Source organism: Streptococcus sp. FSL E2-3488 (assembly GCF_038003585.1).
In the GTDB taxonomy this organism is placed as follows: Bacteria; Bacillota; Bacilli; order Lactobacillales; family Streptococcaceae; genus Streptococcus; species Streptococcus thermophilus.
Map to the genome: position 1 here is coordinate 159215 of NZ_JBBOPL010000001.1, position 23767 is coordinate 182981.

At 40.2% G+C, this 23767-nt stretch carries 23 protein-coding genes, 1 other RNA gene and 7 pseudogenes; 21 read left to right on the forward strand and 10 right to left on the reverse strand.

All coding sequences use genetic code 11. From position 1 onward, the window contains the following. Nucleotides 1-7: 7 nt before the first annotated feature. The gene (pepA, locus tag MHH90_RS00975; RefSeq protein WP_002952022.1) at nt 8-1075 is read right to left on the reverse strand and encodes a glutamyl aminopeptidase; all 1068 of its coding nucleotides are present in this window, start codon (nt 1073-1075) and stop codon (nt 8-10) included. Nucleotides 1076-1174: 99 nt separating this feature from the next. On the opposite strand from pepA, the gene MHH90_RS00980 reads away from it, so the two are divergent. From MHH90_RS00980 to tadA, 7 genes are all read left to right on the forward strand, one after another. After that, a complete protein-coding gene (locus tag MHH90_RS00980; RefSeq protein WP_011681678.1) occupies nt 1175-1459 on the forward strand; it encodes a DUF4651 domain-containing protein in 285 nt (94 codons plus the stop codon). Then, nucleotides 1456-1770, forward strand: a complete 315-nt coding sequence (locus MHH90_RS00985; protein ID WP_011226613.1) for a thioredoxin family protein — start codon at nt 1456-1458, stop codon at nt 1768-1770. The genes MHH90_RS00980 and MHH90_RS00985 overlap by 4 nt, the downstream gene beginning before the upstream one ends. A 9-nt stretch (nt 1771-1779) precedes the next feature. Continuing rightward, complete coding sequence (gene ytpR, locus MHH90_RS00990; RefSeq protein ID WP_082309147.1) at nt 1780-2403, forward strand: YtpR family tRNA-binding protein; 624 nt, start codon at nt 1780-1782, stop codon at nt 2401-2403. Between the two features lie 137 nt (nt 2404-2540). Next, on the forward strand, nt 2541-3572 hold the full coding sequence (locus MHH90_RS00995) for a YeeE/YedE family protein (RefSeq protein ID WP_340725741.1): 1032 nt from the start codon (nt 2541-2543) through the stop codon (nt 3570-3572). Between the two features lie 14 nt (nt 3573-3586). Beyond that, a complete protein-coding gene (locus MHH90_RS01000) occupies nt 3587-3814 on the forward strand; it encodes a sulfurtransferase TusA family protein (RefSeq protein WP_064355726.1) in 228 nt (75 codons plus the stop codon). 204 nt (nt 3815-4018) lie between these two features. Further along, nucleotides 4019-4411 carry a single-stranded DNA-binding protein gene (locus MHH90_RS01005; protein ID WP_011227579.1) on the forward strand — a complete coding sequence of 131 codons (393 nt, stop codon included), beginning with the start codon at nt 4019-4021 and terminating at the stop codon, nt 4409-4411. Between the two features lie 763 nt (nt 4412-5174). Next, nucleotides 5175-5693, forward strand: a complete 519-nt coding sequence (gene tadA, locus MHH90_RS01010) for a tRNA adenosine(34) deaminase TadA (RefSeq protein ID WP_011681675.1) — start codon at nt 5175-5177, stop codon at nt 5691-5693. Between the two features lie 80 nt (nt 5694-5773). Here tadA and MHH90_RS01015 read toward each other — a convergent pair whose 3' ends face one another. Both MHH90_RS01015 and MHH90_RS01020 read right to left on the reverse strand, forming a co-directional pair. Continuing rightward, nucleotides 5774-6037 carry a hypothetical protein gene (locus tag MHH90_RS01015; RefSeq protein ID WP_011681674.1) on the reverse strand — a complete coding sequence of 88 codons (264 nt, stop codon included), beginning with the start codon at nt 6035-6037 and terminating at the stop codon, nt 5774-5776. A gap of 52 nt (nt 6038-6089) precedes the next feature. Continuing rightward, nucleotides 6090-6257 carry a class IIb bacteriocin, lactobin A/cerein 7B family gene (locus MHH90_RS01020; RefSeq protein ID WP_014621998.1) on the reverse strand — a complete coding sequence of 56 codons (168 nt, stop codon included), beginning with the start codon at nt 6255-6257 and terminating at the stop codon, nt 6090-6092. A gap of 268 nt (nt 6258-6525) precedes the next feature. On the opposite strand from MHH90_RS01020, the gene ffs reads away from it, so the two are divergent. From ffs to MHH90_RS01055, 7 genes and pseudogenes are all read left to right on the forward strand, one after another. Continuing rightward, an RNA gene (gene ffs, locus MHH90_RS01025) (signal recognition particle sRNA small type) lies at nt 6526-6611 on the forward strand. A gap of 14 nt (nt 6612-6625) precedes the next feature. Further along, complete coding sequence (locus tag MHH90_RS01030; protein ID WP_011681672.1) at nt 6626-7459, forward strand: putative RNA methyltransferase; 834 nt, start codon at nt 6626-6628, stop codon at nt 7457-7459. Between the two features lie 114 nt (nt 7460-7573). Then, nucleotides 7574-8329: pseudogene (locus MHH90_RS01035) on the forward strand (HAD family hydrolase). A gap of 85 nt (nt 8330-8414) precedes the next feature. Beyond that, nucleotides 8415-9113 carry a 2,3,4,5-tetrahydropyridine-2,6-dicarboxylate N-acetyltransferase gene (dapD, locus tag MHH90_RS01040; RefSeq protein ID WP_002951996.1) on the forward strand — a complete coding sequence of 233 codons (699 nt, stop codon included), beginning with the start codon at nt 8415-8417 and terminating at the stop codon, nt 9111-9113. Nucleotides 9114-9191: 78 nt separating this feature from the next. After that, a complete protein-coding gene (locus MHH90_RS01045) occupies nt 9192-10325 on the forward strand; it encodes an N-acetyldiaminopimelate deacetylase (protein WP_011681671.1) in 1134 nt (377 codons plus the stop codon). Between the two features lie 68 nt (nt 10326-10393). Continuing rightward, entirely contained in the window at nt 10394-10921 is a 528-nt protein-coding gene (locus MHH90_RS01050; protein ID WP_011226605.1) for a 5-formyltetrahydrofolate cyclo-ligase, read from the forward strand. Beyond that, nucleotides 10912-11586 (forward strand): rhomboid family intramembrane serine protease, encoded by a 675-nt coding sequence (locus MHH90_RS01055; RefSeq protein ID WP_084829128.1) that lies wholly within the window; start codon nt 10912-10914, stop codon nt 11584-11586. Before MHH90_RS01050 ends, MHH90_RS01055 begins: the two co-directional genes overlap by 10 nt. Nucleotides 11587-11631: 45 nt before the next feature. Here the strand turns inward: MHH90_RS01055 and galU are convergent, their stop codons facing one another. From galU to MHH90_RS01085, 6 genes and pseudogenes are all read right to left on the reverse strand, one after another. Continuing rightward, complete coding sequence (gene galU / locus MHH90_RS01060; RefSeq protein ID WP_179972326.1) at nt 11632-12546, reverse strand: UTP--glucose-1-phosphate uridylyltransferase GalU; 915 nt, start codon at nt 12544-12546, stop codon at nt 11632-11634. An 18-nt stretch (nt 12547-12564) separates the two neighbouring features. Beyond that, the gene (locus MHH90_RS01065) at nt 12565-13587 is read right to left on the reverse strand and encodes an NAD(P)H-dependent glycerol-3-phosphate dehydrogenase (protein ID WP_340725915.1); all 1023 of its coding nucleotides are present in this window, start codon (nt 13585-13587) and stop codon (nt 12565-12567) included. A gap of 114 nt (nt 13588-13701) precedes the next feature. Beyond that, nucleotides 13702-14275, reverse strand: a pseudogene (locus MHH90_RS01070) (MptD family putative ECF transporter S component). An 8-nt stretch (nt 14276-14283) separates the two neighbouring features. Beyond that, nucleotides 14284-15074 (reverse strand): annotated as a pseudogene (locus MHH90_RS01075) (formate/nitrite transporter family protein). Nucleotides 15075-15191: 117 nt separating this feature from the next. Further along, nucleotides 15192-16443, reverse strand: a pseudogene (locus MHH90_RS01080) (NAD(P)H-dependent oxidoreductase). An 18-nt stretch (nt 16444-16461) separates the two neighbouring features. Next, nucleotides 16462-17064: pseudogene (locus MHH90_RS01085) on the reverse strand (NADPH-dependent FMN reductase). Between the two features lie 213 nt (nt 17065-17277). Between MHH90_RS01085 and MHH90_RS01090 the strand changes: the two are divergent. The 4 genes and pseudogenes from MHH90_RS01090 (at nt 17278) to MHH90_RS01105 (ending at nt 20688) form a co-directional block, all read left to right on the forward strand. Then, nucleotides 17278-17724 (forward strand): dUTP diphosphatase, encoded by a 447-nt coding sequence (locus tag MHH90_RS01090; RefSeq protein ID WP_002947069.1) that lies wholly within the window; start codon nt 17278-17280, stop codon nt 17722-17724. Nucleotides 17725-17901: 177 nt separating this feature from the next. Next, nucleotides 17902-19263 (forward strand): DNA repair protein RadA, encoded by a 1362-nt coding sequence (gene radA / locus MHH90_RS01095; protein ID WP_080998440.1) that lies wholly within the window; start codon nt 17902-17904, stop codon nt 19261-19263. 88 nt (nt 19264-19351) lie between these two features. Further along, nucleotides 19352-20048: pseudogene (locus MHH90_RS01100) on the forward strand (TIGR00266 family protein). A 142-nt stretch (nt 20049-20190) separates the two neighbouring features. Further along, nucleotides 20191-20688 carry a beta-class carbonic anhydrase gene (locus MHH90_RS01105; RefSeq protein WP_002947059.1) on the forward strand — a complete coding sequence of 166 codons (498 nt, stop codon included), beginning with the start codon at nt 20191-20193 and terminating at the stop codon, nt 20686-20688. A 91-nt stretch (nt 20689-20779) separates the two neighbouring features. On the opposite strand, the gene MHH90_RS01110 is transcribed toward MHH90_RS01105, so the two are convergent. Further along, nucleotides 20780-21133 (reverse strand): DUF3397 domain-containing protein, encoded by a 354-nt coding sequence (locus tag MHH90_RS01110; protein ID WP_002953536.1) that lies wholly within the window; start codon nt 21131-21133, stop codon nt 20780-20782. A 171-nt stretch (nt 21134-21304) separates the two neighbouring features. Between MHH90_RS01110 and rplK the strand changes: the two genes are divergently transcribed. From rplK to MHH90_RS01125, 3 genes and pseudogenes are all read left to right on the forward strand, one after another. Beyond that, nucleotides 21305-21730, forward strand: coding sequence for a 50S ribosomal protein L11 (gene rplK / locus MHH90_RS01115; protein ID WP_002953535.1), 426 nt, complete (start codon nt 21305-21307; stop codon nt 21728-21730). 99 nt (nt 21731-21829) lie between these two features. Continuing rightward, complete coding sequence (gene rplA / locus MHH90_RS01120; protein ID WP_002946412.1) at nt 21830-22519, forward strand: 50S ribosomal protein L1; 690 nt, start codon at nt 21830-21832, stop codon at nt 22517-22519. A 118-nt stretch (nt 22520-22637) separates the two neighbouring features. Further along, nucleotides 22638-23689 (forward strand): annotated as a pseudogene (locus MHH90_RS01125) (peptide ABC transporter ATP-binding protein); the annotation flags it as partial. Nucleotides 23690-23767 lie beyond the last annotated feature (78 nt).

The following is a 23767-nucleotide window of genomic DNA, read 5'->3' on the forward strand; positions in this document are numbered from 1 at the left end:
CCTTATCTTAGTAGTTCTTAATCAAATCTACTGTTGAGCGATCCAACTTCTTAACAATAGCTTGTAAAAAGGCTTGTGCTTCTAGGAAGTCATCCATAGCATATAGGGTTTGGTGCGAGTGAATGTAACGGGCACAAACACCAATAGTTGTTGATGGTACTCCAGAATTTTGCAAGTGAGCGGCACCAGCATCTGTCCCCCCTGCAGCGCAGTAGTATTGGTATTTGATACCAGCTTCTTCAGCAGTAGTTAAAAGGAAATCCTTCATATTTGGCAACATGATGTGACCTGGATCGAAGAAACGAATAAGGGTACCATCACCTACCTTACCTTGATTACCATAGATGTCACCTGCAGGGGAGCAGTCCACTGCAAAGAAAACTTCAGGATCAAATTTAGTGGTAGAAACATGGGCACCACGTAAACCAACTTCTTCTTGAACGTTGGCACCAGCAATTAGAGTATTATTGAGTTCTTGATCTTTAACATTTTCCAAGAGTTCACGAATCATGAGAACACCATAACGGTTGTCCCAAGCTTTAGAGATCACATTTTTTTGATTAGCTGTTAGAATCGTTTCTGATTCAGGAATAATGACGTCACCCGGGAAAACACCGTAGGTATTAGCTTCTTCTTGGTTGGCAAAACCAGCATCAAAGACAATATCAGAGACACCAGGAAGACTTGAAGTCCCACTGCTGCCACGCAAGAAATGAGGTGGGACTGAACCTGAGATGACAGGATAGATACGGCCGTCACGAGTGTGTAGGGTAAAGCGTTGAGAACTGACAACCAGTGGGTTCCAACCCCCAAGCTCTACTACACGGAAAGTCCCGTCTGCCTTGATTTCTTTAATCATAAACCCAACTTCATCCATGTGGGCAGCCACGAGCACCTTAGGGGCATTTTCCGTTTGACTATGCTTGATACCGAAAATACCACCAAGACCATCTGTTTGCACCTCGTCTACGAGCGGTGTGATAGTTTTACGAAGGTAGTCACGTACAGGTGTCTCAAAGCCCGCAGCTGCCTTGAGTTCGGTTACTTCTTTAATTTTGTTAAATAGGGTAGTCATAAAATCCTCCTTGAGTAGTACTTGCTACTATTTTAGCACGATTCTCAAGAGATAGGTAGCCTCTCCCCATTCCTCTAAAATTATGGTAAAATGTTTCTTATGAAACGTAGAACATTGGCCTTGTTTGCTGGAGGCGTAGGAGCTTTAGGTCTCTTGGCAATGACAGAGAAGTATAGACAGTCACGCGTAGAAATGAAGAAAGCTGCATTAATCCAAGATATTAGACAAGAATTATCACATCTTGGCCCCATCGCAGTTCTTTATACGAATCCTACGGATAAAGAAAATCCTGGGCTCACAGGAGGTATCGTCTTAGAGGATGGACGTGTCTATAGCTTTGTTTATGCAGAGGACAAGCTGACCTATGAGGAGGAACAAGCATGATTATTCCTAAGAATCTTGAAGAACTGGCGAGCTATGTTGATAGTGATCAAAAAGTGGTCTTCTTTTTTACTGCCGATTGGTGTCCGGACTGCCAGTTCATCTACCCCGTTATGCCTGAAATTGAAGCCAGCCATCCAGATATGACCTTTGTGCGTGTTAACCGTGATGATTATATGGCTTTAGCACAAACGTGGAATATTTTTGGTATCCCAAGTTTTGTCGTGACTCAGAATGGTCAGGAATTGGGTCGTTTGGTCAATAAAGCTCGTAAAACCAAAGAAGAAATCACTGCCTTTTTGGAAACACTATAAGGAGAATCCATGATTTTTGCATACAATAAAGAACAAGTTGGCGACGTTTTGTTAGTTATCTTGGAGGATACTAAGGACATTAAACGTAGCGTAGAACGTAAAGGTAAGGTGGCTCGTGTCACAGCTGATGAAACAGGTAAGACTCTTGCTTGGAACATTTTTGAAGCATCAAGCCTCATTGATATCGAAGGAAATGGTCAAGTTTTCTTGTCTGACCAAGATGTAGCTACCTTAAATGAGGAATTGGCTAAAGAGGGCTTTGAAGAGCGTTTGGAAAATACGCAAGGTCCAGTCTTTGTGGTTGGACAAATTGATGAAATGGTTCCACATCCAGACAGTGACCACCTTAACATCTGTCAAGTGAACATCGGTGATAAGAAGGTCCAAATCGTTGCAGGAGCACCAAACGCATCCCCTGGTCTTAAAACTATCGTAGCTCTCCCTGGTGCTATGATGCCTAGCGGGGCTCTTATCTTCCCAGGAAAACTTCGTGGTGAAGATAGCTATGGAATGATGTGTTCCCCACGTGAGTTGGCCCTTCCGAATGCCCCGCAAAAACGTGGGATTATTGAACTTGATGATTCAGCAGTAGTCGGCGAGGCTTTTGATCCAGCTAAACACTGGAAAAGGTAAGTAAGAGAAGAAGCGGTAATAATCCGCTTTTTTTGTTTGCCATAAAGAAAGTTTATGGCTAACCATAAAAAAGAAAGATTATACAAGTTATAATATTTTTTTTATAATGTATTCAATATTTACTTTAGGAGGTACTTATGCTTACGACTGCTCTTTCTGGTGGGATCATTGGTCTGATATTTGGATTCGTTTTGCAACGAACTCGTTTTTGTATGACGGGTGGTTTTCGAGACATGTATATTGCACGTAATAATACCTTATTTTACGCTTTCCTTATTGCAATCACAGTAGAAAGTATAGGAGTGCTTTTCCTGATTAAATTAGGTATTGTTGGAAATCCCTATGAAGAATTTTCCGTGTTAGGAGCTATTGTGGGTTCCTATCTATTTGGAATTGGAATTATTCTTGCGGGGGGATGCGCCACAGGAACGTGGTATCGTGCAGGTGAAGGACTCTTAGGTAGCTGGGTTGCACTATTTTTTTATATGACAAGTGCAGCAGCTATGAAATCAGGATTCCTTGTACCTTTGAATCAATCAATAGCTAAGCGATGGGTGATTAACGATGATTTAGCGAGTCAATTAGGAATTCCGGTTTGGTATTTTCTTGTTTTCTTAGTAGCTATAACAAGTTTTGTTGTCATTCGAGAGTTACGTAAGCCCAGACGTCAGATTGCTTCGCTTCCATCAAAATATAAGGGAGTGAGACACTACCTATTTGAGAAAACTTACCATAAATATTTTGCAGGACTTCTAATTGGTCTTGTTGCTTTAATTGCTTGGCCAGCTAGTCAGCTGACTGGTCGTGTTGGAGGGTTAGGGATTACAACACCATCGGCACATCTAATTAGTTATATTATTACAGGCGATAGTAAGCAACTTGGTTGGGGTGTTTTTCTTGTATTAGGTATTTTTATCGGTTCCTTTCTTGCTGCAAAGGGATCTCAAGAGTTTCGCTGGCGTTTGCCAGACTTGCCAACCATCGCTAAAAGCACACTAGGAGGTATTTTTATGGGAATCGGTGCTTCTTGGGCTGGTGGCTGTACAATTGGTAATGGTTTAACAGCTACAGCAATTTTTTCTAGTAAGGGATGGATTGCTTTGCCAGTGACTATTTTAGGTGTTTGGACGGCTTCCTATATTATCTTTGTAAAACCAAACAAAAATTAAGAGGAGAATATGATATGACTTTGGTAAAACTTGAAACTGGTGGACTGGTATGCCCATTTCCGTTGATTGATGCGAAGAAAAAAATGGCTGAATTAGCTACAGGTGATGAGTTGTTGATAGCTTTCGATTGTACGCAAGCAACGGAAAGTATACCAAACTGGGCTGCAGATAATGATTATCCTGTGACGCGCTTTGAACAAGTCGGCCCTGCTTCATGGGAAATTGTAGTTCAAAAACGTTGAGCTAGCTAAACGAGTAGAGAAAATTTAAAGATCAATTGTTGCAATGAAAATATCCTATGGAGTACTATTTCTAGAAAAATAATAACCTTCGAGTAGTAGAGAGATTCGAATATTAGAAGGGATCCTCTCGAGAGAATCTGTAAAACTATTTAAAAATAATCTATTTTTTACTTCCTCTTACGAATAGATAGGTGGAGGTAAAAAATGTATAACAAAGTAATTTTAATTGGACGTTTAACAGCTACTCCTGAAATGGTTAAGACTGCTAGCGATAGGTCTTTTACACGTGTCACAGTTGCGGTTAATCGTCGCTATAAGACGCAAAATGGTGAGCGTGAGGCTGACTTTATTACAGTGGTTGTCTGGGGGCGTTTGGCTGAGACCTTAGCCTCTTATGCTAGCAAGGGGAGTTTAATTTCTCTTGATGGTGAGCTTCGTACCCGTAAGTACGATAAGGATGGCCAAACCCATTACGTTACTGAGGTGCTTTGTTCCTCTTTCCAACTTCTGGAGAGTCGTGCTCAGCGTGCTGTTAGGGAAAATAATCCTGATAATGACTTGGCTGACCTGATTTTAGAAGAAGAGCTTCCCTTTTAGTTTATCCTTTGTCTAGCTATCTAGGTCTCCTATCTTTGAAGTCACCTCTCCAAAAAAAATCATTATCTTATTCCATACCTTGTTTTGAAGAATTGTTGGAGATAAAACATTAAACACCTGTTAGACTAATAAAAAGTAAAATTAGATAAGACTTAGGATGATAGGAGTTTAAAAGTATAGATAGAGTAGAGAAAGTTATTCGAAAAACCTTAAAATGCAGATATAACATGGTTTTTTGCTATTTGGTTAATTAGCCAAAATAGTGTACACAATTAACAGTTCTTTCTCATTTATGTCATTGTTTTATTACCAATTTTTAAATTAAATGATAGAGGTTTCGTGATAAACTATAGGTGGGTAAGGAAAAGCTATAAAAGTTACTTTTATAGTAGGCATTATTTGTTTGGAAGGAAAGTATGAAATATCACAACTATAATACTATGCTTGCAATTGTTTGAGACAGTTACATTTTAGTTTATTGTTGTGAGGCTTATAGGTCGATTCAATGATTTCACAGACAATTGACTGTGACACTCCGACTGACATATAAATTAGGATGTTAAGTGGTCGTTGACTTTTCGTCTAGCCTTGGGAGAACACATTGGTGTGATTTCTAAGACTCACCAAACTATTGTGTTTGAAGCTAGGATGATTCGTCTTAGCTTTTTTTTGTACCCTTTAGAAAGGGAATGTTTTTCTTATGCTATAATAGAAGGACTAAGCGAGACGCCATCTCGTAAATCTTGGAACAGGAGTAAGACTAATGCTTGACTATAGCCAAGAAGAGAAAGAGATTTTTATGTCTGAGGCTCTTAAGGAGGCTCAAAAATCTCTAGATAAAGCAGAAATTCCAATTGGTTGTGTTATTGTTAAGGATAGAGAAATCGTTGGTCGTGGGCATAATGCGCGTGAGGAGCTCAACCAAGCTATTATGCATGCGGAGGTCATGGCCATTCAAGAGGCCAATAGGACAGTGGGCAACTGGCGTTTGTTAGACTGCACCCTTTTTGTGACTATTGAACCCTGTGTCATGTGTAGTGGAGCCATTGGTCTGGCGCGTATTCCCAAAGTTATCTATGGAGCATGTAATCAAAAATTTGGTGGTGCAGGTAGCCTTTATGATATCTTAAGAGATGAGCGTCTCAATCATCGCGTAGAAGTTGAGACTGGTGTCATGGAGGCGGACTGTGCTAAGATTATGCAAGACTTTTTCCGCCAGAGCCGCGAACGCAAAAAAGAAGCCAAACGATTGGCTAAATTAGAAGTCGTGCAAGATATGTAAAGACAAAATGCAAGCCAAAAGAGCTTGCATTTTTCAATAGGAGATTAGAGGGAGTCTTGTTTTTTTGAAGGATCTTTAAGTCACTCTTCCTTAGTCTTATGTTTTTCTTGTTCTCTTGTCAAAAGAAAAATAGGCATGAAGAGTATAAGTGTCCAAAAAGCTGACTTCAAATTAGTGTCAATAATTGGTGTTCCTAATCGTTCATGAAAGATTAGGTTGATTAGGAGTATGAGAAATAGGCTACTGATAATTCCAGCTAAAGCGATTTTTACGAGTAAATAGTTGTTCATTTTAGGGAATTGATTAGCAGTAGTACCATTTGTTTGATTTCTTGTAAGCTTCATAAGTTATCATTCTCAAAATCTTGGAGATGTCAGTTGAAGTTAAGTTCTTTTATTAGTGTTTGAGATTGCAGAAAGATTTACCCGCAGCATAGCTTAGATCATAAGTCAGTTTTGCGCCAGCAATTCCTACTGAAATAGCAGCCCAAGGAACTGTACCACCTGATACGATTTCGAGTTCTTGAGTAGTCATTTTCTTACGGTTGTTGATTGTTTCAGTCATTGTTCTTATTGTCCTTTCTTCTTATCGAGCAGTATCCATTCAATAAAGTCAGTTATGTCACTAGCTTTTGGTGCTTTCCTCAAGCTGCGGATTTATTATAAGGTGAAGAGAAATAAAAAAGTAGTGACATTTCTGTTACTATGGCATTGCTAGGGTTTATCAAAGTTTATACTGATGAAAAAAAATAATGAGCTTCGATGAGGGATAATCCTATCTAGTCTTGTCTTAAGTTTCCTACTTGCAATCACTTCGATTTATGGTATAATATTTCTCGGAGCAACATCTGTGCGTGAAGCGGGTCAGGGGAGGAATTCAGCAGCCCTAAGCGATTTCAGGTGTGTGCTCTTTTTTTGTGTCGAGGAGGATTTATGGCCAATTTTAGTGTTTTTAAAAATCAAGAAAGCCTTTTTGCTTGTCCTATTTGTCAGGCTTCAATGCATTTGGACCAGTCTAGCTTGGTTTGTCAGAATAGGCATACCTTTAATATCGCCAAGCAGGGCTTTGTCAATTTTTTGAGACAGAACAAGGGAGATAAACACTATGATATGGCTTCTTTTGAAAATAGGAGTCAGATTCTTGCGGCAGGCTACTATGATTCCATCCTGGAGGTGATTTCCGAGCGTTTGCGTGACCTTCCTAGACATTCGCATGTTCTAGATGTTGCCTGTGGTGAGGGCTATTACAGCCGTCAGTTGGCTTTAGCATTTGACAAAGATTTCATGGCCTTTGATTTGTCTAAGGACTCCATCCTTCTTGCGGCTCGTCAAAATCCTCAGAAAAATGTGGCATGGTTCGTTGGTGATTTGGCTAAACTGCCCTTGCGTGAGCACAGTATAGACCTGATTTTAGATATCTTTTCACCAGCTAATTATCAAGAATTTGGACGACTTTTGACTGATCAGGGGTTGATTTTCAAGGTTATTCCTCATGAAGATCATCTTAAAGAGTTTCGCCAACTATTACCGGAGGTGCATGCTTACTCTAATCAGGATGTTGTGGAACATTTCCAGGAATCCTGTGAACTTTTGGAGCGTGTGACTATTGTCAGGACTTGGTCTATGCCACCAGAACATGTTCAAACATTTGCAGAGATGACACCTCTTTTCTTCCATGTTGATAAGAACGGTTTAAATTTGTCCTCGGTGACGCAATTGACAGTTGCAGGAGAGTTACTGATTGGTCGTATTAAAAATGATAAGTAATCCTAACGGTTGTTGGGATTTTTTTGATGGGAAAATTTCTTGGTTAGTTTGTTTGATTTTCTTAAAAGATATATGATAAAGAATAAGAAATCTTGAGTAATGAGTAAAAAGGCTTTGATGAATAACGTTTATAAGAATTACATTTTTGATTTTTATGGAACCTTGGTTGATATCCTAACCGATGAGAAAGATCCTGCGTTATGGGATAAATTAGCCCAACTTTACCAAGCTTATGGGGCGAATTATAAGGGTGAAGGTCTTAGAAAATCTTATGCTAAGCGTGTGGCACTGGCTCGTGAGGAGTTAATAGAGCTTAAAGGAGTTGCGTATCCAGAAGTTGACTTAGCTCACATTTTCAACCAGCTTTATGTAGATGGTCGACCTCAGTCTAGTTGCCTTCATCAGCTAGAGGATTGGGGCCAATTGATAGCTATAGTCTTTCGCGTCTTATCTCGTGTAAGCGCTTGTTAGTTTATCCGCATACCAAGGAGGTTTTGACCTTTCTAAAAGATCAGGGATGCCATCTTTATCTCTTATCTAATGCTCAAGCAGCCTTTACGAACGCCGAGATTGACCCTAATGGAGTTAAGATCTTGTTTTGATACCATTTATTTGTCTTCTGATGCGGGTATCTGTAAGCCTCAACCAGAATTTTTGAAGCAAGTTCTAGATGACTATGGGTTGAACCCATCTGAGACTGTCATGGTGGGAAATGACTTGACGACGGATATTGCTGTAGCTAAAGCGGTTGGAATTGATGGAATCTTATTGAATACTTTCCCTTATTCTCGTCAAGAGCTGGAGACATCCCCAATCAAGCCAGACCGAATGATTACAGATATAGAGGATCTAAAGACAGTTTTTACATAAAAATACATTCGATTTGGCAAAAGTAAAGACAATTATCAGAATTTTTGGTATAATAATTCCTAACTTTATGTGAATGGAGAATCTCATGACTGCACAAAAAATGTCTGCACAAGAAATTATTGCTTTTATCGGTAATGCAGAAAAAAAAACAAATGTTAAAGTAACTTTTGAAGGGGAATTGGCAACTGCTGTTCCAAGTTCTGTCACTAAGCTTGGTAATGTTCTTTTCGGTGACTGGAAAGATATCGAGCCACTTCTTGCAAATTTGACGGAAAATAAGGATTATGTTGTGGAACAAGATGGCCGCAACTCAGCTGTTCCATTGCTTGATAAGCGTCACCTTAATGCCCGTATCGAGCCAGGTGCCATTATACGTGACCAAGTAACGATTGAAGACAATGCCGTCGTTATGATGGGGGCTGTAATCAATATCGGAGCGGAAATCGGTGCAGGTACTATGATTGATATGGGTGCTATCCTTGGTGGTCGTGCTACTGTTGGTAAAAACAGCCACATTGGTGCGGGTGCAGTCCTTGCTGGCGTGATTGAACCAGCTTCAGCAGAGCCAGTACGTATCGGTGATAACGTGCTTGTTGGTGCTAATGCTGTTGTGATTGAAGGTGTTCAAGTAGGTAACGGTTCAGTCGTTGCCGCTGGCGCTATCGTTACTCAAGATGTCCCTGAAAATGTGGTTGTAGCAGGTGTTCCAGCTCGCATCATCAAGGAAATCGATGAAAAAACACAACAAAAAACAGCACTCGAAGACGCTTTGCGTAACTTGTAATATATTGATAGTAGAGGCCCGTAAGGCCTCTATTTCTAGATTCTCTATAAAATAAATATAAATAAAAAGGACAAAAACATGACACTTGATTTAATCAAAATCAGACGAGACCTTCACCAAATTCCCGAAATTGGTTTGGAAGAATTTAAAACGCAAGCTTATCTCTTAGAGCGTATTGCTGAAATGACTGAAGGTAAGGACTTTGTGGAGCAACGTACTTGGCGTACAGGAATCCTTGTTTTTCTTCATGGTTCTGCGCCTGAGAAAACTATTGGTTGGCGTACAGATATTGATGGTCTACCAATTGTAGAGGAAACAGGTCTTGACTTTAAATCTATTCATGAAGGTCGTATGCATGCTTGTGGTCACGATATTCATATGACAACAGCGCTTGGTCTCTTGGACCAGATGCTTCAAGTACAGCCTAAAAATAACATGCTCTTCCTTTTCCAGCCAGCTGAAGAAAATGAAGCTGGTGGTATGCTTATGTATGAGGATGGTGCCTTTGGAGATTGGTTGCCAGATGAGTTCTATGGGCTCCACGTCCGTCCAGATTTTAAGGTAGGAGATATTGCTACAAATACGAATACCCTTTTTGCAGGAACTTGTGAAGTACTCGTTACTTTCAAAGGTAAGGGAGGTCATGCCGCCTTTCCACACGAGGCCAATGACGCTCTTGTAGCAGCTTCTTACTTTATTACACAGGTACAAACTATTGTTAGTCGTAATGTTGATCCTATCCAAGGCGGCGTAGTTACCTTTGGTTCTTTCCATGCAGGAACGACCAACAATGTTATCGCTGAAACAGCAGAGGTCTATGGTACTATTCGTACTCTTACTCAGGAAATGAGTCTCCTCATCCAGAAGCGCGTGCGCCAGATTGCAGAAGGCGTAGCAGCTAGCTTCGGTATGGAAGTGGATATCATGTTGAAACAAGGTGGTTATCTCCCTGTGGAAAATAATCCAGCCTTGGCTAAAGAGTTGATGGCCTTCTTTGATGCTAGTCCAATGGTGAACTTGATTGATTGTTTGCCAGCTATGACGGGCGAGGATTTTGGTTATTTGCTTAGTAAGGTTCCTGGTGTCATGTTCTGGTTGGGGATTGATACGCCATATGCACTTCACCATCCTAAGATGAGTCCAAACGAAGAAGCTCTGGCTTTTGCAGTGAGTGAAATTGGTAAGTTCCTTAAATACAAGGCAGAGGACTAATGATAGTTGATAAAGCTAAAAAAACTACCAAATCTGATTTTTGGTAGCTTTTTTGATATGATAAACCTATGAAAAATAAACTTAGAAAAACGGTCTTGTCTCAGTTGACTTCACAAGAACCTGAGACTAAGGCTGAGATAGATAAAAATCTTTTGGAGAAATTGATTGCCTTACCTGCTTATAAAGATGCCCAGGTGATTGCGACCTATCTGGCTTTTCCGCATGAATATGATACCAGTCTCTTAATCAAGCAGGCCTTAAAGGATGGTAAGCGTCTTTTGATTCCCAAAACCTATAAACAAGGTCAAATGATTTTTGTGGATTACGATCCAGATAATCTTGTTGCAACCTCTTTTGGCTTGATGGAACCTGCCTCTGATTTGGCAGTGGAAAAATCAGAGATTGATTTGATTCATGTGCCGGGAGTAGTTTTCAATGCTGAAGGCTATCGTATTGGTTACGGAGCAGGTTACTATGATCGCTATTTGTCTGATTTTGAGGGGGAGACAGTTAGCACGGTTTATCCCTGTCAGGAAATGGATTTTATTCCATATAGCCATGACATCGCCGTTAGGGAGGTTATTACATGCAAGTAAATGAATGGAAGAAATACCCTGCAACCTATCTATTGTTGGGGCTCACGACGCTGACTTTTATCTGTCAATATCTTTTAAATAGCTTTCAAGCGACGTCACCTCTTAGTCTCTTTAAGATGGGAGCTATGTTTGGGACCTTCGTTCAATACAATCCCTTAGAACTTTGGCGTCTTATAACACCTATTTTTGTCCATATAGGTGTCGAGCATTTTCTTTTCAATATGCTTACCCTTTATTTTATGGGGAGGATGGCTGAACAGATTTTTGGTACTCTACGTTTTCTAGGGCTTTATTTACTAGCTGGTGTTATGGGAAACGCCTTTACCTTGTTTTTTACACCTAATGTTATTGCAGCTGGTGCTTCGACCTCCTTGTTTGGCCTATTTGCGGCTATTGTGATTCTTGGTTATTACAGTCACAGTCCCTTACTCAATCAGTTGGGCCGTAATTATTTGGCTTTGATTGTTATTAACTTAATCTTCAACCTATTTACACCTAGTGTTGGGATTACAGGTCATATCGGTGGTTTAGTTGGAGGTGCTCTGGCAGCTATCTTTTTGGCCAATAAGGTTGAAAGTCGCCTATTTAGTAAGGGGTGGCGCTTCACTTCCCTTTTAACTTACGTTACACTCTTGCTAATTGTTCTAGGCTTTACTTATCTTTAAATTAAATGAAAAATCCATCGAATATTAGATTCGATGGATTTTATACTAGTCTTTTTTAGTGGGTTTGCCTTCAAGTTTGTGGCCCAATTCAATAAGGTATTGCTTAAGGTCATCTTTAATTTGAGGGTGTTTAAGTGCGTAATCAATAGACGTCTTCATAAAGCCAAATTTGTCACCGACATCATAACGATCTCCTGTAAATACATGAGCAAAGACGCATTGTGTTTTGTTAAGAGTATCGATAGCATCAGTCAATTGGACTTCATTCCCAGCACCTGGTTCTTGATTTTCTAAGATACCGAAAATCTCAGGTGTTAAAAGGTAACGTCCGATGATAGCAAGATCACTTGGTGCATCTTCTGGATTTGGTTTTTCAACGAAAGTTTCAACGCTGTAACGCCCATTTTCGCCTTTACCCTGAGGAGCGATTACACCATAAGCAGAGACTTCTTCATGAGGAACAGACATAACCGCAATAGTAGATGCATGTGTCTCCTCATAATCGTTGATAAGTTGTTTAGTCAAAGGTACCGCTTTGTCGTTAGTAATATCCATGAGGTCGTCACCAAGCATGACAACAAAAGGTTCATTTCCGACAAATGCTTTGGCTTGGAGAACAGCATCTCCGAGACCACGTGGGTGACTTTGACGGATAAAGTGGAGATTAATAGAAGTGGTGTCATTAACCAAATTCAACAAGTCAGTCTTACCTTTTTGTTCCAAGTTATATTCTAATTCGAAGTTTGAGTCAAAATGGTCTTCGATAGAGCGTTTTGATTTACCGGTAACAACCAAGATATCTTCAATACCAGACTTAAGAGCTTCTTCAACGACAAATTGGATGGTTGGTTTGTCAACGATTGGCAACATTTCTTTGGCCAATGCTTTAGTAGCTGGTAAAAAACGTGTTCCGAGTCCTGCAGCGGGGATGATAGCTTTTCTAACTTTTTGATTCTTCATGAGAACTCCCTAGATTTTTTATTTTTTATCCCATTCATTTTCAGAGCGCAAATCATTGGACATCATATCGAGAATAGATTCCTTGATATCAGCACCCTCATAGATAGATTTGTAGATTGCTGTTGTAATTGGCATGTAGACGCCAAGTTCTTGAGCGATTTCGTAGGCAACCTTAGTGGTTGAAATTCCTTCGATAACCATACCCATGTTACGTTCAATGTCTTCTAGTTTTTCGCCACGACCAAGCGCATATCCGGCACGCCAGTTACGTGAATGGATAGAAGTTCCAGTAACGATGAGGTCGCCAACGCCAGATAGACCGCTGTAAGTCAAAGGGTCAGCTCCGAGTTTTACACCAAGACGAGTGATTTCTGCCAGTCCTCGAGTAATTATGGCTGCCTTAGCGTTGTCTCCATAGCCCATACCATGGAGAGCACCAGCACCGACTGCGATAATGTTTTTAAGGGCACCGGCTGTTTCAACACCAATCACATCAGAGTTAGTGTAGAGACGGAAATAGCTATTACTAAAAATACCTTGGACATACCTTGCTGTTTCAAGGTCCTTAGATGCTGCTGTAATCAGGGTGATGTCACGAACAATAGTTTCTTCAGCATGACTTGGGCCAGATACAACGACAATCTCACTTCGCATTTCCGAAGGAATCTCCTCTTCAAGGATTGTAGAGAGGCGTTCGTGTGTTCCTGGTTCCAAACCTTTTGAAGCATGCATGACAACAACTTTGTGGTCTAAAAGTTCGGCAACTTGCTTAGCAACTAAGCGAGTGACCTTAGTTGGAACAACAAAGAGAATAGCATTAACACTATCTAGGGCTTCAGATAGCTCTTTGTAGGCTTTAATGTTTTCATCCAAAATCACATCTTTAAAATAGCGGGTATTGGTATGTTTTTCGTTGATTTCATCAATTTGTTCAGGGATGTTTCCCCAAATACGGACCTCGTGTCCGTTATCGTTGAGTACCTGAGCGAGAGCTGTTCCCCAAGAACCAGGGCCCAAGACAGCGATTTTTTGTTTTTTCATCATTCGGTCTCCCTTTATGTCCTTTCTAACAAAGCAGAAAAAGACTATATTCTTTCTCATTATAGCATAAGAGAAGCGAGTTTGTCTTGTCCGCTCTGTTAGGAAGATTGCTGGCTATTTATTTTTTAGCCAATTTTTAGCAATGTGGCCTCCAATGAGAGCAGCCATAAGAGTTCCCGCCAATCAGGATTAGAGCATGATTGGCTATGAATGGGACCATAACTTGGTCTACCTAATCTTGTGTTTTGCCTTTAGCTAAGAGTTGTGCACTGTAGGCTTTAGGAGCTAGCCACATGGTCACTATAGGTGCCAAGTTTCCCAGAGAAAAGACCATATAGGAAAGTAGATTTACTTTATCATTCTCATAGTTCTCATAGTTGCCCTTCTTGGCGAGTAAGTCAGCGCCAAGGCCAGCCAGCAAACTTGGAAGGAAGGTTAGGACAAAGTGACCAGAGGTAAAGAAGAAGATGGATATGAAGAGACCAAGGCAGGTAACAGCTCCAAATTGTTTGGTCTTTTGGATTAGCCCTAAATAAACCCAGCCCGAAAAGATAGCCACCAAGGCAGGTGTGTGGTACATGTTTTTGACTTTAAAAAAGATTAAATCAATCGCAACTGCAATGGTTAGGCATATAAAATACAGTAGAAGAGCTCGGCAAGTTTGTTTGATAAATATCTTTTGACGCATCTAGCCTCCTAATCGATGTGAGTTGTTTTGGTTTTATTGAGCCAAGAGTATGCCAAACCAATGAAAATACCGCCACCAATCCAGTTGCCGAAGAAAACGATTACCCACTGATGTAGAATATTTGCTAATGTGAAATTGTCCACAGCATCACGGATACCGTTGAAACCGAGTAACATGAAAGATGCAAAGTTTGCAATCAAGTGTTCATTCACCAAAAAGACAAACATGAAGATAGCTGATAGGGCAATGAAAATCTTGGCAGACTCTTCTTTGAGGAGCATATAGCCCAAGATAGCAAGGTTGACGAACATACTAGCAGTAATACCTTCTGTAAAGTTCATCCAATCTGTTTTTCCAAGCTTAGTTGAGACAGCAGTTACCAAGAAACTCTTATCTGTCAGATGATTGAAAGAGAAGGATTGGTTGAAGAACCAGGCCAAGATAAGGACACCAACAAAATTAAAGAAGGTACAGTAGAGGAGGATGGTAAAACCTTACTCCATTTGATTTTACCATAATAGGCACCACTAGTAAGGAACATCATGTTTGAAGTGGCTAACTCTCCGTTGAAAATGAGAACGAAGACCAATCCGGATAGCAAAGATAAAGGCAAAGACGAAGCGAGAAAGAGCTGGGCTAGCTGCACCAATAATATCAGCGCCAATAATTCCTACAGCAGTTGATATGATAAGATAAACGCCGGCAAGCATAGAACGTAAGGCATAGCGACCAAGGCTTTCGTTAAAGAGAGCTTCTTTTTAGCGCAAGCAGCAAAAACTTTTTCTTGGAATTGAGACATAAGTTTACCTATAAGTAGTGTGACATGGAGCATGAATAGATACATATGCTCGGGTGAATGTTAATCTAAGATGACCATGAAAAAAGTTAGGATATTTTGTCCCAACTTTTCCAAGTCTTAGTATGAGGACGCTCCAGATGTGGCATCTGCGGCTGGCGATGCATCGCCAGCGTGACCACTAGCGTCTGATGCCCCAGATGTTGCGTCGCTACCGCCATGGCTAGTTGCAGCCGGTGCAAAAGGATCGCTTCCTCCGACAAGGCCGTTGACCAGTTGTTTCGAGATACCAGTCAAGCCATGGTTTAAAGTTAAAGACGATTTCATTGATTCCTGCATAAGAACCATCATCATAGTACACAGCTTGATAGTTATGCGTATTGATAACTCCTTCAGGCGAACCAGGTACAATTGTACGCACATATTCTTGGTTGCCGTTACGAAGGGTACCGATAACCCATTCCACATTCTTCATACGAGCTGGTGGAAGTGAACCGTGAACTGTTGACATACGGCTACCTGATTGAGACGGTACATGTTTAGCTAACATGGTATCAGGATCTTGATGGGCATTATTGTAGTAGAGGAACTGGTTGTTATCATCGGCATAGGTTAATTCAAACGGCATAGCCTTGAGGAACATGTCAATTTGGTTAACCGTCAAAATACCGTGATCTAGTTTAACATAAGTATCACCAGATACTGCACCAGTGATCTCAGCTACTTTTTCGACCCATTCTGGATCGTCATGATCAACCTCGGTAACAGTTGTAGCGATTGGTTTGTCACAATCCAAGTCTTCAGGTTCAATTGGTTTTGGTCTTTTCAATTTAGAAACCACTCCTACGTATTGGATGAAATTATCTAAGCATTGTTCAAGGAAGTTAATAGTACCTTCATTGGTAATGTTACCCTCAAGGTCAAAGGCTTCTTTGGCTTTTCCAAGCAAGAATTAATTACCCGGAAGAGTATAAGCATTGACGCCAGGTGCTTCAAGGATTTTACGCAAATGCACTTAGGCACGTGAAGTTCCTTGGTCGTAGTAAGAAGCACCAACAATCATAACTGGTTTGTTTTCAAATGGGTGCACTTCGAATGAGAGCCATTCTAATACTGACTTAAGTGCTGCAGAGATAGTGTGGTTGTGTTCAGGTGTAGCTATGATAACACCATCAGCGCGTGTAATTTTGTTATTAAGTAAGCGAAGTTGGAAACTTTCATCCCATTTTTCATCTTGATTAAACATAGGGACTTCATCAATTTCTAAAACTTCAAGTTCAAATTTAATTTTAAAATGTCTTCTGATAAATTCGAGAAGTTTACGGTTATATGATTGATCATAATTTGCTCCAACGATTCCAACAAATTTCATAGTTTATATTCTCCTGTCTTATAGGCTTTCCCAGTCGAAGTCTTCAGCTTCTTTATGTAGTAACTCTGTAGCATGTGAGAGTTTACCAGTAATTTTGACGTAGAGACGGAAGTCATCGAAAATAGCATCTAATTTTTTGATGACATCAAGGTCAACTAAATCGCCGTTGCTATCAAAAGCTTGAAGGGAATGTGAGATCAAGAATTCGTCTGGGAGCACATTAGCTTTGATTTCTGGAGCATTCAAAATTTGACAAAGTTGTAGCTGTGCACGAGAAGCTCCTAGAGTTCCATAAGATGCCCCTGTAATCATAACAGGCTTATTCAATAGAGGGAAAACTCCGTATGAGAGCCAAGCTAAAGCATTCATGAGAACAGCCGGAATTGAGTGATCATACTCAGGTGTTCCAATGATGACACCATCAGCTTCATCGATTTTTTTAGCGATTTCTAGTGCACTTTCTGGCAATCACTTATTAGCAGGTTTGTTAAAGACAGGAAGATCTTTGATTTCTACAAGTTCAATTTCTGCCTTATCTGCAAAATGCTTCTGAATATATTGCAATAATTGTCTATTAGTTGAACGTTTTGAATTCGTACCAACAAGTCCGATGAATTTCATGACAATTCTCCTTAAAAGTATTATATCTAGTATCATGTTAGCGTTTTCCTAGATAAAAGTCAATTTTCGTTTGATGAGAATACGATTAGACTATTACTTTTGTCATCTTATTCCGAATAGATTATAATAGGATAGATTTAGAAAATATTCTTCTTAATTCAGTGTAGATGATGTTACAAGAATTAGTTAACTGATGTATTGAAAGGAAAAATAATGACTAAAATTCGTGGATTTGAACTTGTATCAACCTATAACAATCAGGACTTACTTCCAAAGCGAGAGACTGCCCATGCAGCTGGCTATGATTTAAAGGTTGCGGAGAATACTATGATTTCTCCTGGGGAAATTGTTCTCGTACCAACAGGTGTTAAGGCTTACATGCAACCTGGTGAGGTTCTCTATCTCTATGACCGTTCCTCTAACCCTCGTAAAAAAGGTCTGGTCTTAATCAACTCAGTTGGAGTTATTGATGGCGATTACTATGGAAATCCCGGAAATGAAGGACATATCTTCGCCCAGATGAAAAATATTACTGACCAGCCTGTGACTCTTGAAGTTGGTGAGCGCATCGTTCAAGGTGTCTTTATGCCCTTCTTGATTGTTGATGGAGACGAAGCAGATGGGGTTCGAACTGGTGGGTTCGGGTCAACTGGAAAATAGAAGAAATTTGCGGCCGGATTGCTGGTTATATCTTCTCATATCTTTGAGCAGCGTAGGGCTTCTTGCTTAACCAATCTGGATTTAAAAGAGTTTTTCTAGAGAAATCGTGCTAAAACTAGAGCTTATAGGAGTAGATGGCAATGTCTGAGTTTATCATGAAAGGAAAGGATTAGAATCATAGCTAAGAAAAAATCAACTTTTGTTTGTAGAGAATGTGGCTACAATTCACCCAAATATCTAGGGCGCTGTCCCAATTGTTCTTCTTGGTCCTCTTTTGAGGAAGAGGTTGAGGTGCAGGAGGTTAAAAATGCCCGTGTCAGTTTGACGGGTGAAAAGTCCAAACCTACTAAGTTAAAAGAAGTCTCTTCAATTAGTTATGCCCGCATAAAAACCGATATGGACGAGTTTAACCGTGTTTTAGGTGGCGGTGTGGTTCCGGGGAGTTTGGTTCTTATTGGAGGAGATCCAGGAATAGGGAAATCGACCCTCCTCTTACAGGTGTCAACACAGCTGGCTAACAAGGGAACTGTCCTCTATGTTTCTGGGGAAGAATCGGCCGAGCAAATCAAATTGCGGAGTGAACGTTTAGGTGATATTGATAACGAATTTTATCTGTATGCTGAGACCAATATGCAAGCAGTCCGTAGTCAAGTGGAGGGTATCAAACCCGATTTCCTCATTATTGATTCTATTCAGACCATCATGAGCCCAGAGATCTCTGGCGTTCAAGGTTCTGTTTCCCAGGTTCGTGAAGTAACTGCCGAACTCATACAGATTGCCAAAACCAATAACATTGCCACTTTTATTGTTGGGCATGTGACCAAGGAGGGACAGCTGGCTGGACCACGTATGTTGGAGCACATGGTGGATACTGTGCTTTATTTTGAGGGGGAACGTCATCATACCTTCCGTATTCTGAGGGCAGTTAAAAACCGTTTTGGTTCAACCAATGAGATTGGTATTTTTGAAATGCAGTCAGGTGGTCTGGTCGAGGTACTAAACCCTAGCCAAGTTTTCTTAGAAGAACGCCTAGACGGTGCCACAGGTTCTGCCATTGTTGTCACAATGGAGGGGAGTCGACCTATCCTAGCTGAGGTTCAAGCTTTGGTGACACCGACCGTCTTTGGTAACGCAAAGCGGACAACGACGGGACTGGACTTTAACCGTGTCAGCCTTATCATGGCTGTCTTAGAGAAACGTTGCGGCCTTCTTCTCCAAAATCAAGATGCCTATCTCAAATCAGCTGGTGGTGTCAAGTTGGACGAGCCAGCTATTGACCTTGCAGTTGCCGTTGCTATCGCTTCTAGTTACAAGGAGCTTCCAACCAATCCACAAGAAGCCTTCGTAGGAGAGATTGGCTTGACCGGAGAGATTCGTCGTGTGACTCGTATTGAGCAGCGTATCAATGAAGCCGCTAAACTAGGTTTTACTAAGATTTATGTTCCTAAAAATTCGCTTCATGGCATGAAGATTCCAGAAGGTATCCAGGTCATTGGGGTCACAACGGTAGGAGAAGTACTCAAAAAAGTCTTTTCTTAAAAGATATGCTCAGAGTTGGAATCTGAAAGCGGCTGCAAGAATACCTGTTCGATACTATACTTTTCTTAAGAATAGTGAGGTATCTATTATGCAATTTTTCACAGACAGCAATATGCAATTCCAGCTGGTAGAGTTAACTCTTAATCAAGGTGAAACGGTTTTTATCCAACTTGGCAGTATGGTCTACCATACACCTAATGTGTGACTCTCAACACCAAATTAAATGCAAGTGGCTCTGGTGTAGGACGCTTTGTAAAAGCAGTTGGACGGTCAATGGTTTCGGGTGAAAGTACCTTTATTACCCAGGTATTTGCCCAGTCTAATAATGCTTACCTAGCATTGGCACACGACTCACCAGGTCAGGTGATTCCGCTATATCTTGGTGAAAAGCAGTACCGACTTAATGATGGTGCCTTTTTAGCACTTGATGGTACGGCTTACTATACAATGGAAACCCAATCGATCGGTAAGGCTCTCTTTGGTGGCCAGGGAGGATTCTTCGTTATGACGACCCAAGGTCAAGGGACTCTTTTGGCCAATGCTTACGGTTCTATTAAAAAATTGTGCTAAACAATCAAGAAGTGACTATTGATAATGCCCATGTTGTTGCTTGGAGCCAGACTATTGATTATAGTATTCATTTGGAAAATGGTTTCTGGCAGTCTATCGGAACAGGTGAAGGTGTGGTTAATACCTTCAGGGGAACAGGAGAAATCTACGTTCAAAGTCTCAACCTTCAAACCTTCGCAGGCTTACTTAATAGATGCTTACCAAAACGTTCATAAAATAAAGGAGAATAACCTCGATAGGTAGGACTCTCTTTTTCACTTAAAGAAGTTGATAGCTGACAAGTTAAGAAAAAGATGATAAGATAGACTGTAAATAATTTGAATGTCAAATTAGTTCTCCGTTAGAAAGTGAGTTATTATGTCCTATTTTGAAAATTTTCTCAATGCCAACAAAGCCTATGTTAATCTTCACGGGACAGCCCATCTTCCCTTGAAACCTAAGACTAAGGTGGCTATTGTGACTTGTATGGATTCGCGCCTTCACGTTGCCCAGGCCTTAGGGTTGGCACTAGGTGACGCTCATATTTTGCGTAATGCGGGTGGTCGTGTTACGGAAGATATGATTCGTTCTTTGGTCATTTCCCAACAACAGATGGGGACACGTGAAATCGTAGTTCTTCACCATACAGATTGTGGTGCTCAGACCTTTAAGAACGATGAGTTTACGGCCTATCTTAATAAAGAACTTGGCGTTGACGTATCTGATCAAGATTTTCTTCCATTTACAGATGTAGAAGAGAGTGTCCGTGAAGATATGGCTATTCTTCGTCAGTCGCCACTTATTCCTAAGGATGTTATCATCTCTGGTGCGGTTTACGATGTAGATACTGGACGAATGACTCAGGTCTTCCCTTAATATCTAAAAATTTAGCAGGCATGATTGCCTGCTTTTTTATAATTCAATGTAAAAAACTCAGCTTACTAAAATATGCTGAGTTTTCTTGTTTTTAAGAGACGATAAAAATGAGAATTACAGTCCCTAAATAGAAAATACTAGTAATAAAGAAACTGATGCGCCAGAAAAACTTAAGGAAGCGTTTAAATTTAAAGGATTGTGTTTTTCTCAGCATCTGAATCGTGATAATAATAGCTGCCAGTGATAATAAGATGGTGATGTATGGCAGAAAACTATGGGTAAAAAAACGAGCTGATATAGCAATGACTTCAATAAAATAAAGTGGAAAGGTTAAATCAGCGAAATTAAGACCGAGATATTTTAAACTGAAGAAGCGGTGGATAATAAAAGCAAAGATAGGTGTTAAAATCAAAAATGCTATAGCAAAGAATTTATATAGAACCATAGGTCTATTTTACCGCGAAAAAGTCTTAATGTAAATTTTTTCCTAAACTTAATAAGAATTTCTTGCATCTAAAAAGAATTTTTGTATAATAGATAAGGTATGTAAAAACATACTTGTGGGAGGTAATAAAACTTACTTACCGCCAAAACCACAATAGGAGGAAATTACAAAATGGCTAAAAAAGTCGAAAACATCGTAAAACTTCAGATTCCTGCTGGTAAAGCGACTCCAGCTCCACCAGTTGGACCAGCTCTTGGTCAAGCCGGAATCAACATCATGGGATTCACTAAAGAGTTTAACGCTCGTACAGCTGATCAAGCTGGTATGATTATCCCAGTTGTTATCTCTGTGTATGAAGATAAATCATTCGATTTCATCACTAAAACACCACCAGCTGCTGTTCTTTTGAAAAAAGCTGCAGGTGTTGAAAAAGGCTCAGGTACTCCAAACTCAGTTAAAGTTGCTTCAGTAACTCGTGCGCAAGTACGAGAAATTGCTGAAACTAAAATGCCTGACTTGAACGCTGCAAACATCGAATCAGCTATGCGTATGATCGAAGGTACTGCACGTTCAATGGGATTCACTGTTACTGACTAATTCAGTTAACAAGAAAACCACAGACGTCGCCTCACTTCGCTGAGTGACGTGGAAGATGAAAGTCGTTATGACCACAATACACAAGGAGAAATAATTAACATGGCTAAAAAAAGCAAACAAATGCGTGCTGCTCTTGAGAAAATCGACAGCACAAAAGCTTACAGCGTAGAAGAAGCTGTAGCTCTTGCACAAGAAACTAACTTCGCAAAATTCGATGCTACTGTTGAAGTATCATACAACCTTAACATCGATGTTAAGAAAGCTGACCAACAAATCCGTGGCGCAATGGTATTGCCAAACGGTACTGGTAAAACTCAACGCGTTCTTGTATTTGCCCGTGGTGCTAAAGCTGAAGAAGCTAAAGCAGCAGGTGCTGACTTCGTTGGTGAAGACGAACTCGTTGATAAAATCAACGGTGGATGGCTTGACTTTGACGTTGTTGTTGCAACGCCAGACATGATGGCAATCGTTGGTCGTCTTGGACGTGTCCTTGGACCACGTAACTTGATGCCAAACCCTAAAACTGGTACGGTAACTATGGACGTTGCTAAAGCAGTTGAAGAGTCTAAAGGTGGTAAAATCACTTACCGTGCTGATAAAGCAGGTAACGTACAAGCTATCATCGGTAAAGTTTCATTCGAAGCTGAAAAATTGGTTGAAAACTTCAAAGCATTTAACGATGCTATTCAAAAAGCTAAACCAGCTACAGCGAAAGGTGTTTACATCACAAACCTTTCAATCACTACTACACAAGGTCCTGGTATCAAAGTTGATCCTAACTCATTGTAAGAGTAGTAAAAACCTATCTTCGGATAGGTTTTTTTAATTGAGCTAGATAGGAATACTTGATTAGAAAATAAAAAATCTTCAGAAGGTAGTGTTGATTGTTGGAGGTTACGGTATATTTTATGCGTATAAAGAAAATGACCAACAGAAATCATCAACTAAAGCAGTACTTCTTAATAAGGATTTCCGTCAATCATTAGGATTTGCCATTGATCGTACAAATTATGCAGCTCAGTTGAATGGTAAAGAAAGTGCTAATACAGCTGTTCGTAATATCTTTGTTAAACCAGACTTTTTTCAAGCAGTTAAACCAGACTTTTTTCAAGCAGATGGTAAAGATTTCGGAACAATGGTAATGGATCAACTTCCTGCTTATGGTGATGAGTGGTCTGGTGTGAATCTTGCAGATAGTCAAGATGGTCTTTACAATCCAGAAAAAGCTAAGGCTGAGTTCGCGAAAGCTAAGGAAGCCCTTCAAGCAGAAGGAGTTCAATTCCCGATTTATTTGGACATTCCAGTAAACCAAACAAGTAAGTTTTTGTGAATCAAGTGCAATCTCTCAAACAGTCTATTGAAGCTACACTTGGAAAAGAGAATGTTGTCATTGATATCCATCAATTGTCAGCCAACGATTTCTACAATATTACTTACTATGCTTCGAATGCAGCAGCAGAGGATTGGGACTTGTCAGTTGGTGTTGCTTGGGAGCCTAATTACCTCGATCCATCCACATATCTTGATGTTTTGAAAACGACTAGTAGCGAGAACACCAAGTCCTTTATGGGTTACGACAATCCAAATAGTCAAGCTGTGGAAAAAGTAGGTCTTAAAGAATATGACCAATTAGTTGAGGATGCTTCTAAGGAAACCACAGATTTAAAAGTTCGTTATGAAAAATATGCTAAAGCTCAAGCATGGTTGAAAGATAGTGCCCTCTATCTTCCAGCTACCGCTTATAGTGGTGCAGCAACGGTAGTTTCTCGCATACAGCCATTCTCAGGAGCTTACGCTTAAGCTGGTGATAAAGGTTCGACCTACTACTTCAAGTATATTAAATCTCAAGATGATATTGTAACTAAGAAACAGTATGATTCAGCTTATAAAGATTGGCTTAAAGAAAAAGCAAAATCTAATGACAAAGCTCAAAAAGATCTTGCAAAACACGTTAAGTAAACTATCGAAAACGTCTACCTTTAGGTGGTCGTTTTTTTGATAAAATTCCTCGAACAACCTTTAGATTGTGTTATAATA

Coding starts and splice junctions, on each gene's coding strand:
- MHH90_RS01090 (WP_002947069.1), top strand. CDS start 17,278: ATGACTAAAATTCGTGGATTTGAACTTGTATCAACCTATAACAATCAG.
- MHH90_RS01015 (WP_011681674.1), bottom strand. CDS start 6,037: ATGAAGCTTACAAGAAATCAAACAAATGGTACTACTGCTAATCAATTC.
- MHH90_RS00985 (WP_011226613.1), top strand. CDS start 1,456: ATGATTATTCCTAAGAATCTTGAAGAACTGGCGAGCTATGTTGATAGT.
- MHH90_RS01055 (WP_084829128.1), top strand. CDS start 10,912: ATGCAAGTAAATGAATGGAAGAAATACCCTGCAACCTATCTATTGTTG.
- tadA (WP_011681675.1), top strand. CDS start 5,175: ATGCTTGACTATAGCCAAGAAGAGAAAGAGATTTTTATGTCTGAGGCT.
- MHH90_RS01045 (WP_011681671.1), top strand. CDS start 9,192: ATGACACTTGATTTAATCAAAATCAGACGAGACCTTCACCAAATTCCC.
- pepA (WP_002952022.1), bottom strand. CDS start 1,075: ATGACTACCCTATTTAACAAAATTAAAGAAGTAACCGAACTCAAGGCA.
- MHH90_RS01020 (WP_014621998.1), bottom strand. CDS start 6,257: ATGACTGAAACAATCAACAACCGTAAGAAAATGACTACTCAAGAACTC.
- MHH90_RS01110 (WP_002953536.1), bottom strand. CDS start 21,133: ATGGTTCTATATAAATTCTTTGCTATAGCATTTTTGATTTTAACACCT.
- MHH90_RS01065 (WP_340725915.1), bottom strand. CDS start 13,587: ATGAAAAAACAAAAAATCGCTGTCTTGGGCCCTGGTTCTTGGGGAACA.
- MHH90_RS01030 (WP_011681672.1), top strand. CDS start 6,626: ATGGCCAATTTTAGTGTTTTTAAAAATCAAGAAAGCCTTTTTGCTTGT.
- galU (WP_179972326.1), bottom strand. CDS start 12,546: ATGAAGAATCAAAAAGTTAGAAAAGCTATCATCCCCGCTGCAGGACTC.
- MHH90_RS01050 (WP_011226605.1), top strand. CDS start 10,394: ATGAAAAATAAACTTAGAAAAACGGTCTTGTCTCAGTTGACTTCACAA.
- MHH90_RS01105 (WP_002947059.1), top strand. CDS start 20,191: ATGTCCTATTTTGAAAATTTTCTCAATGCCAACAAAGCCTATGTTAAT.
- rplA (WP_002946412.1), top strand. CDS start 21,830: ATGGCTAAAAAAAGCAAACAAATGCGTGCTGCTCTTGAGAAAATCGAC.
- MHH90_RS00980 (WP_011681678.1), top strand. CDS start 1,175: ATGAAACGTAGAACATTGGCCTTGTTTGCTGGAGGCGTAGGAGCTTTA.
- MHH90_RS01005 (WP_011227579.1), top strand. CDS start 4,019: ATGTATAACAAAGTAATTTTAATTGGACGTTTAACAGCTACTCCTGAA.
- MHH90_RS00995 (WP_340725741.1), top strand. CDS start 2,541: ATGCTTACGACTGCTCTTTCTGGTGGGATCATTGGTCTGATATTTGGA.
- rplK (WP_002953535.1), top strand. CDS start 21,305: ATGGCTAAAAAAGTCGAAAACATCGTAAAACTTCAGATTCCTGCTGGT.
- MHH90_RS01000 (WP_064355726.1), top strand. CDS start 3,587: ATGACTTTGGTAAAACTTGAAACTGGTGGACTGGTATGCCCATTTCCG.
- ytpR (WP_082309147.1), top strand. CDS start 1,780: ATGATTTTTGCATACAATAAAGAACAAGTTGGCGACGTTTTGTTAGTT.
- dapD (WP_002951996.1), top strand. CDS start 8,415: ATGACTGCACAAAAAATGTCTGCACAAGAAATTATTGCTTTTATCGGT.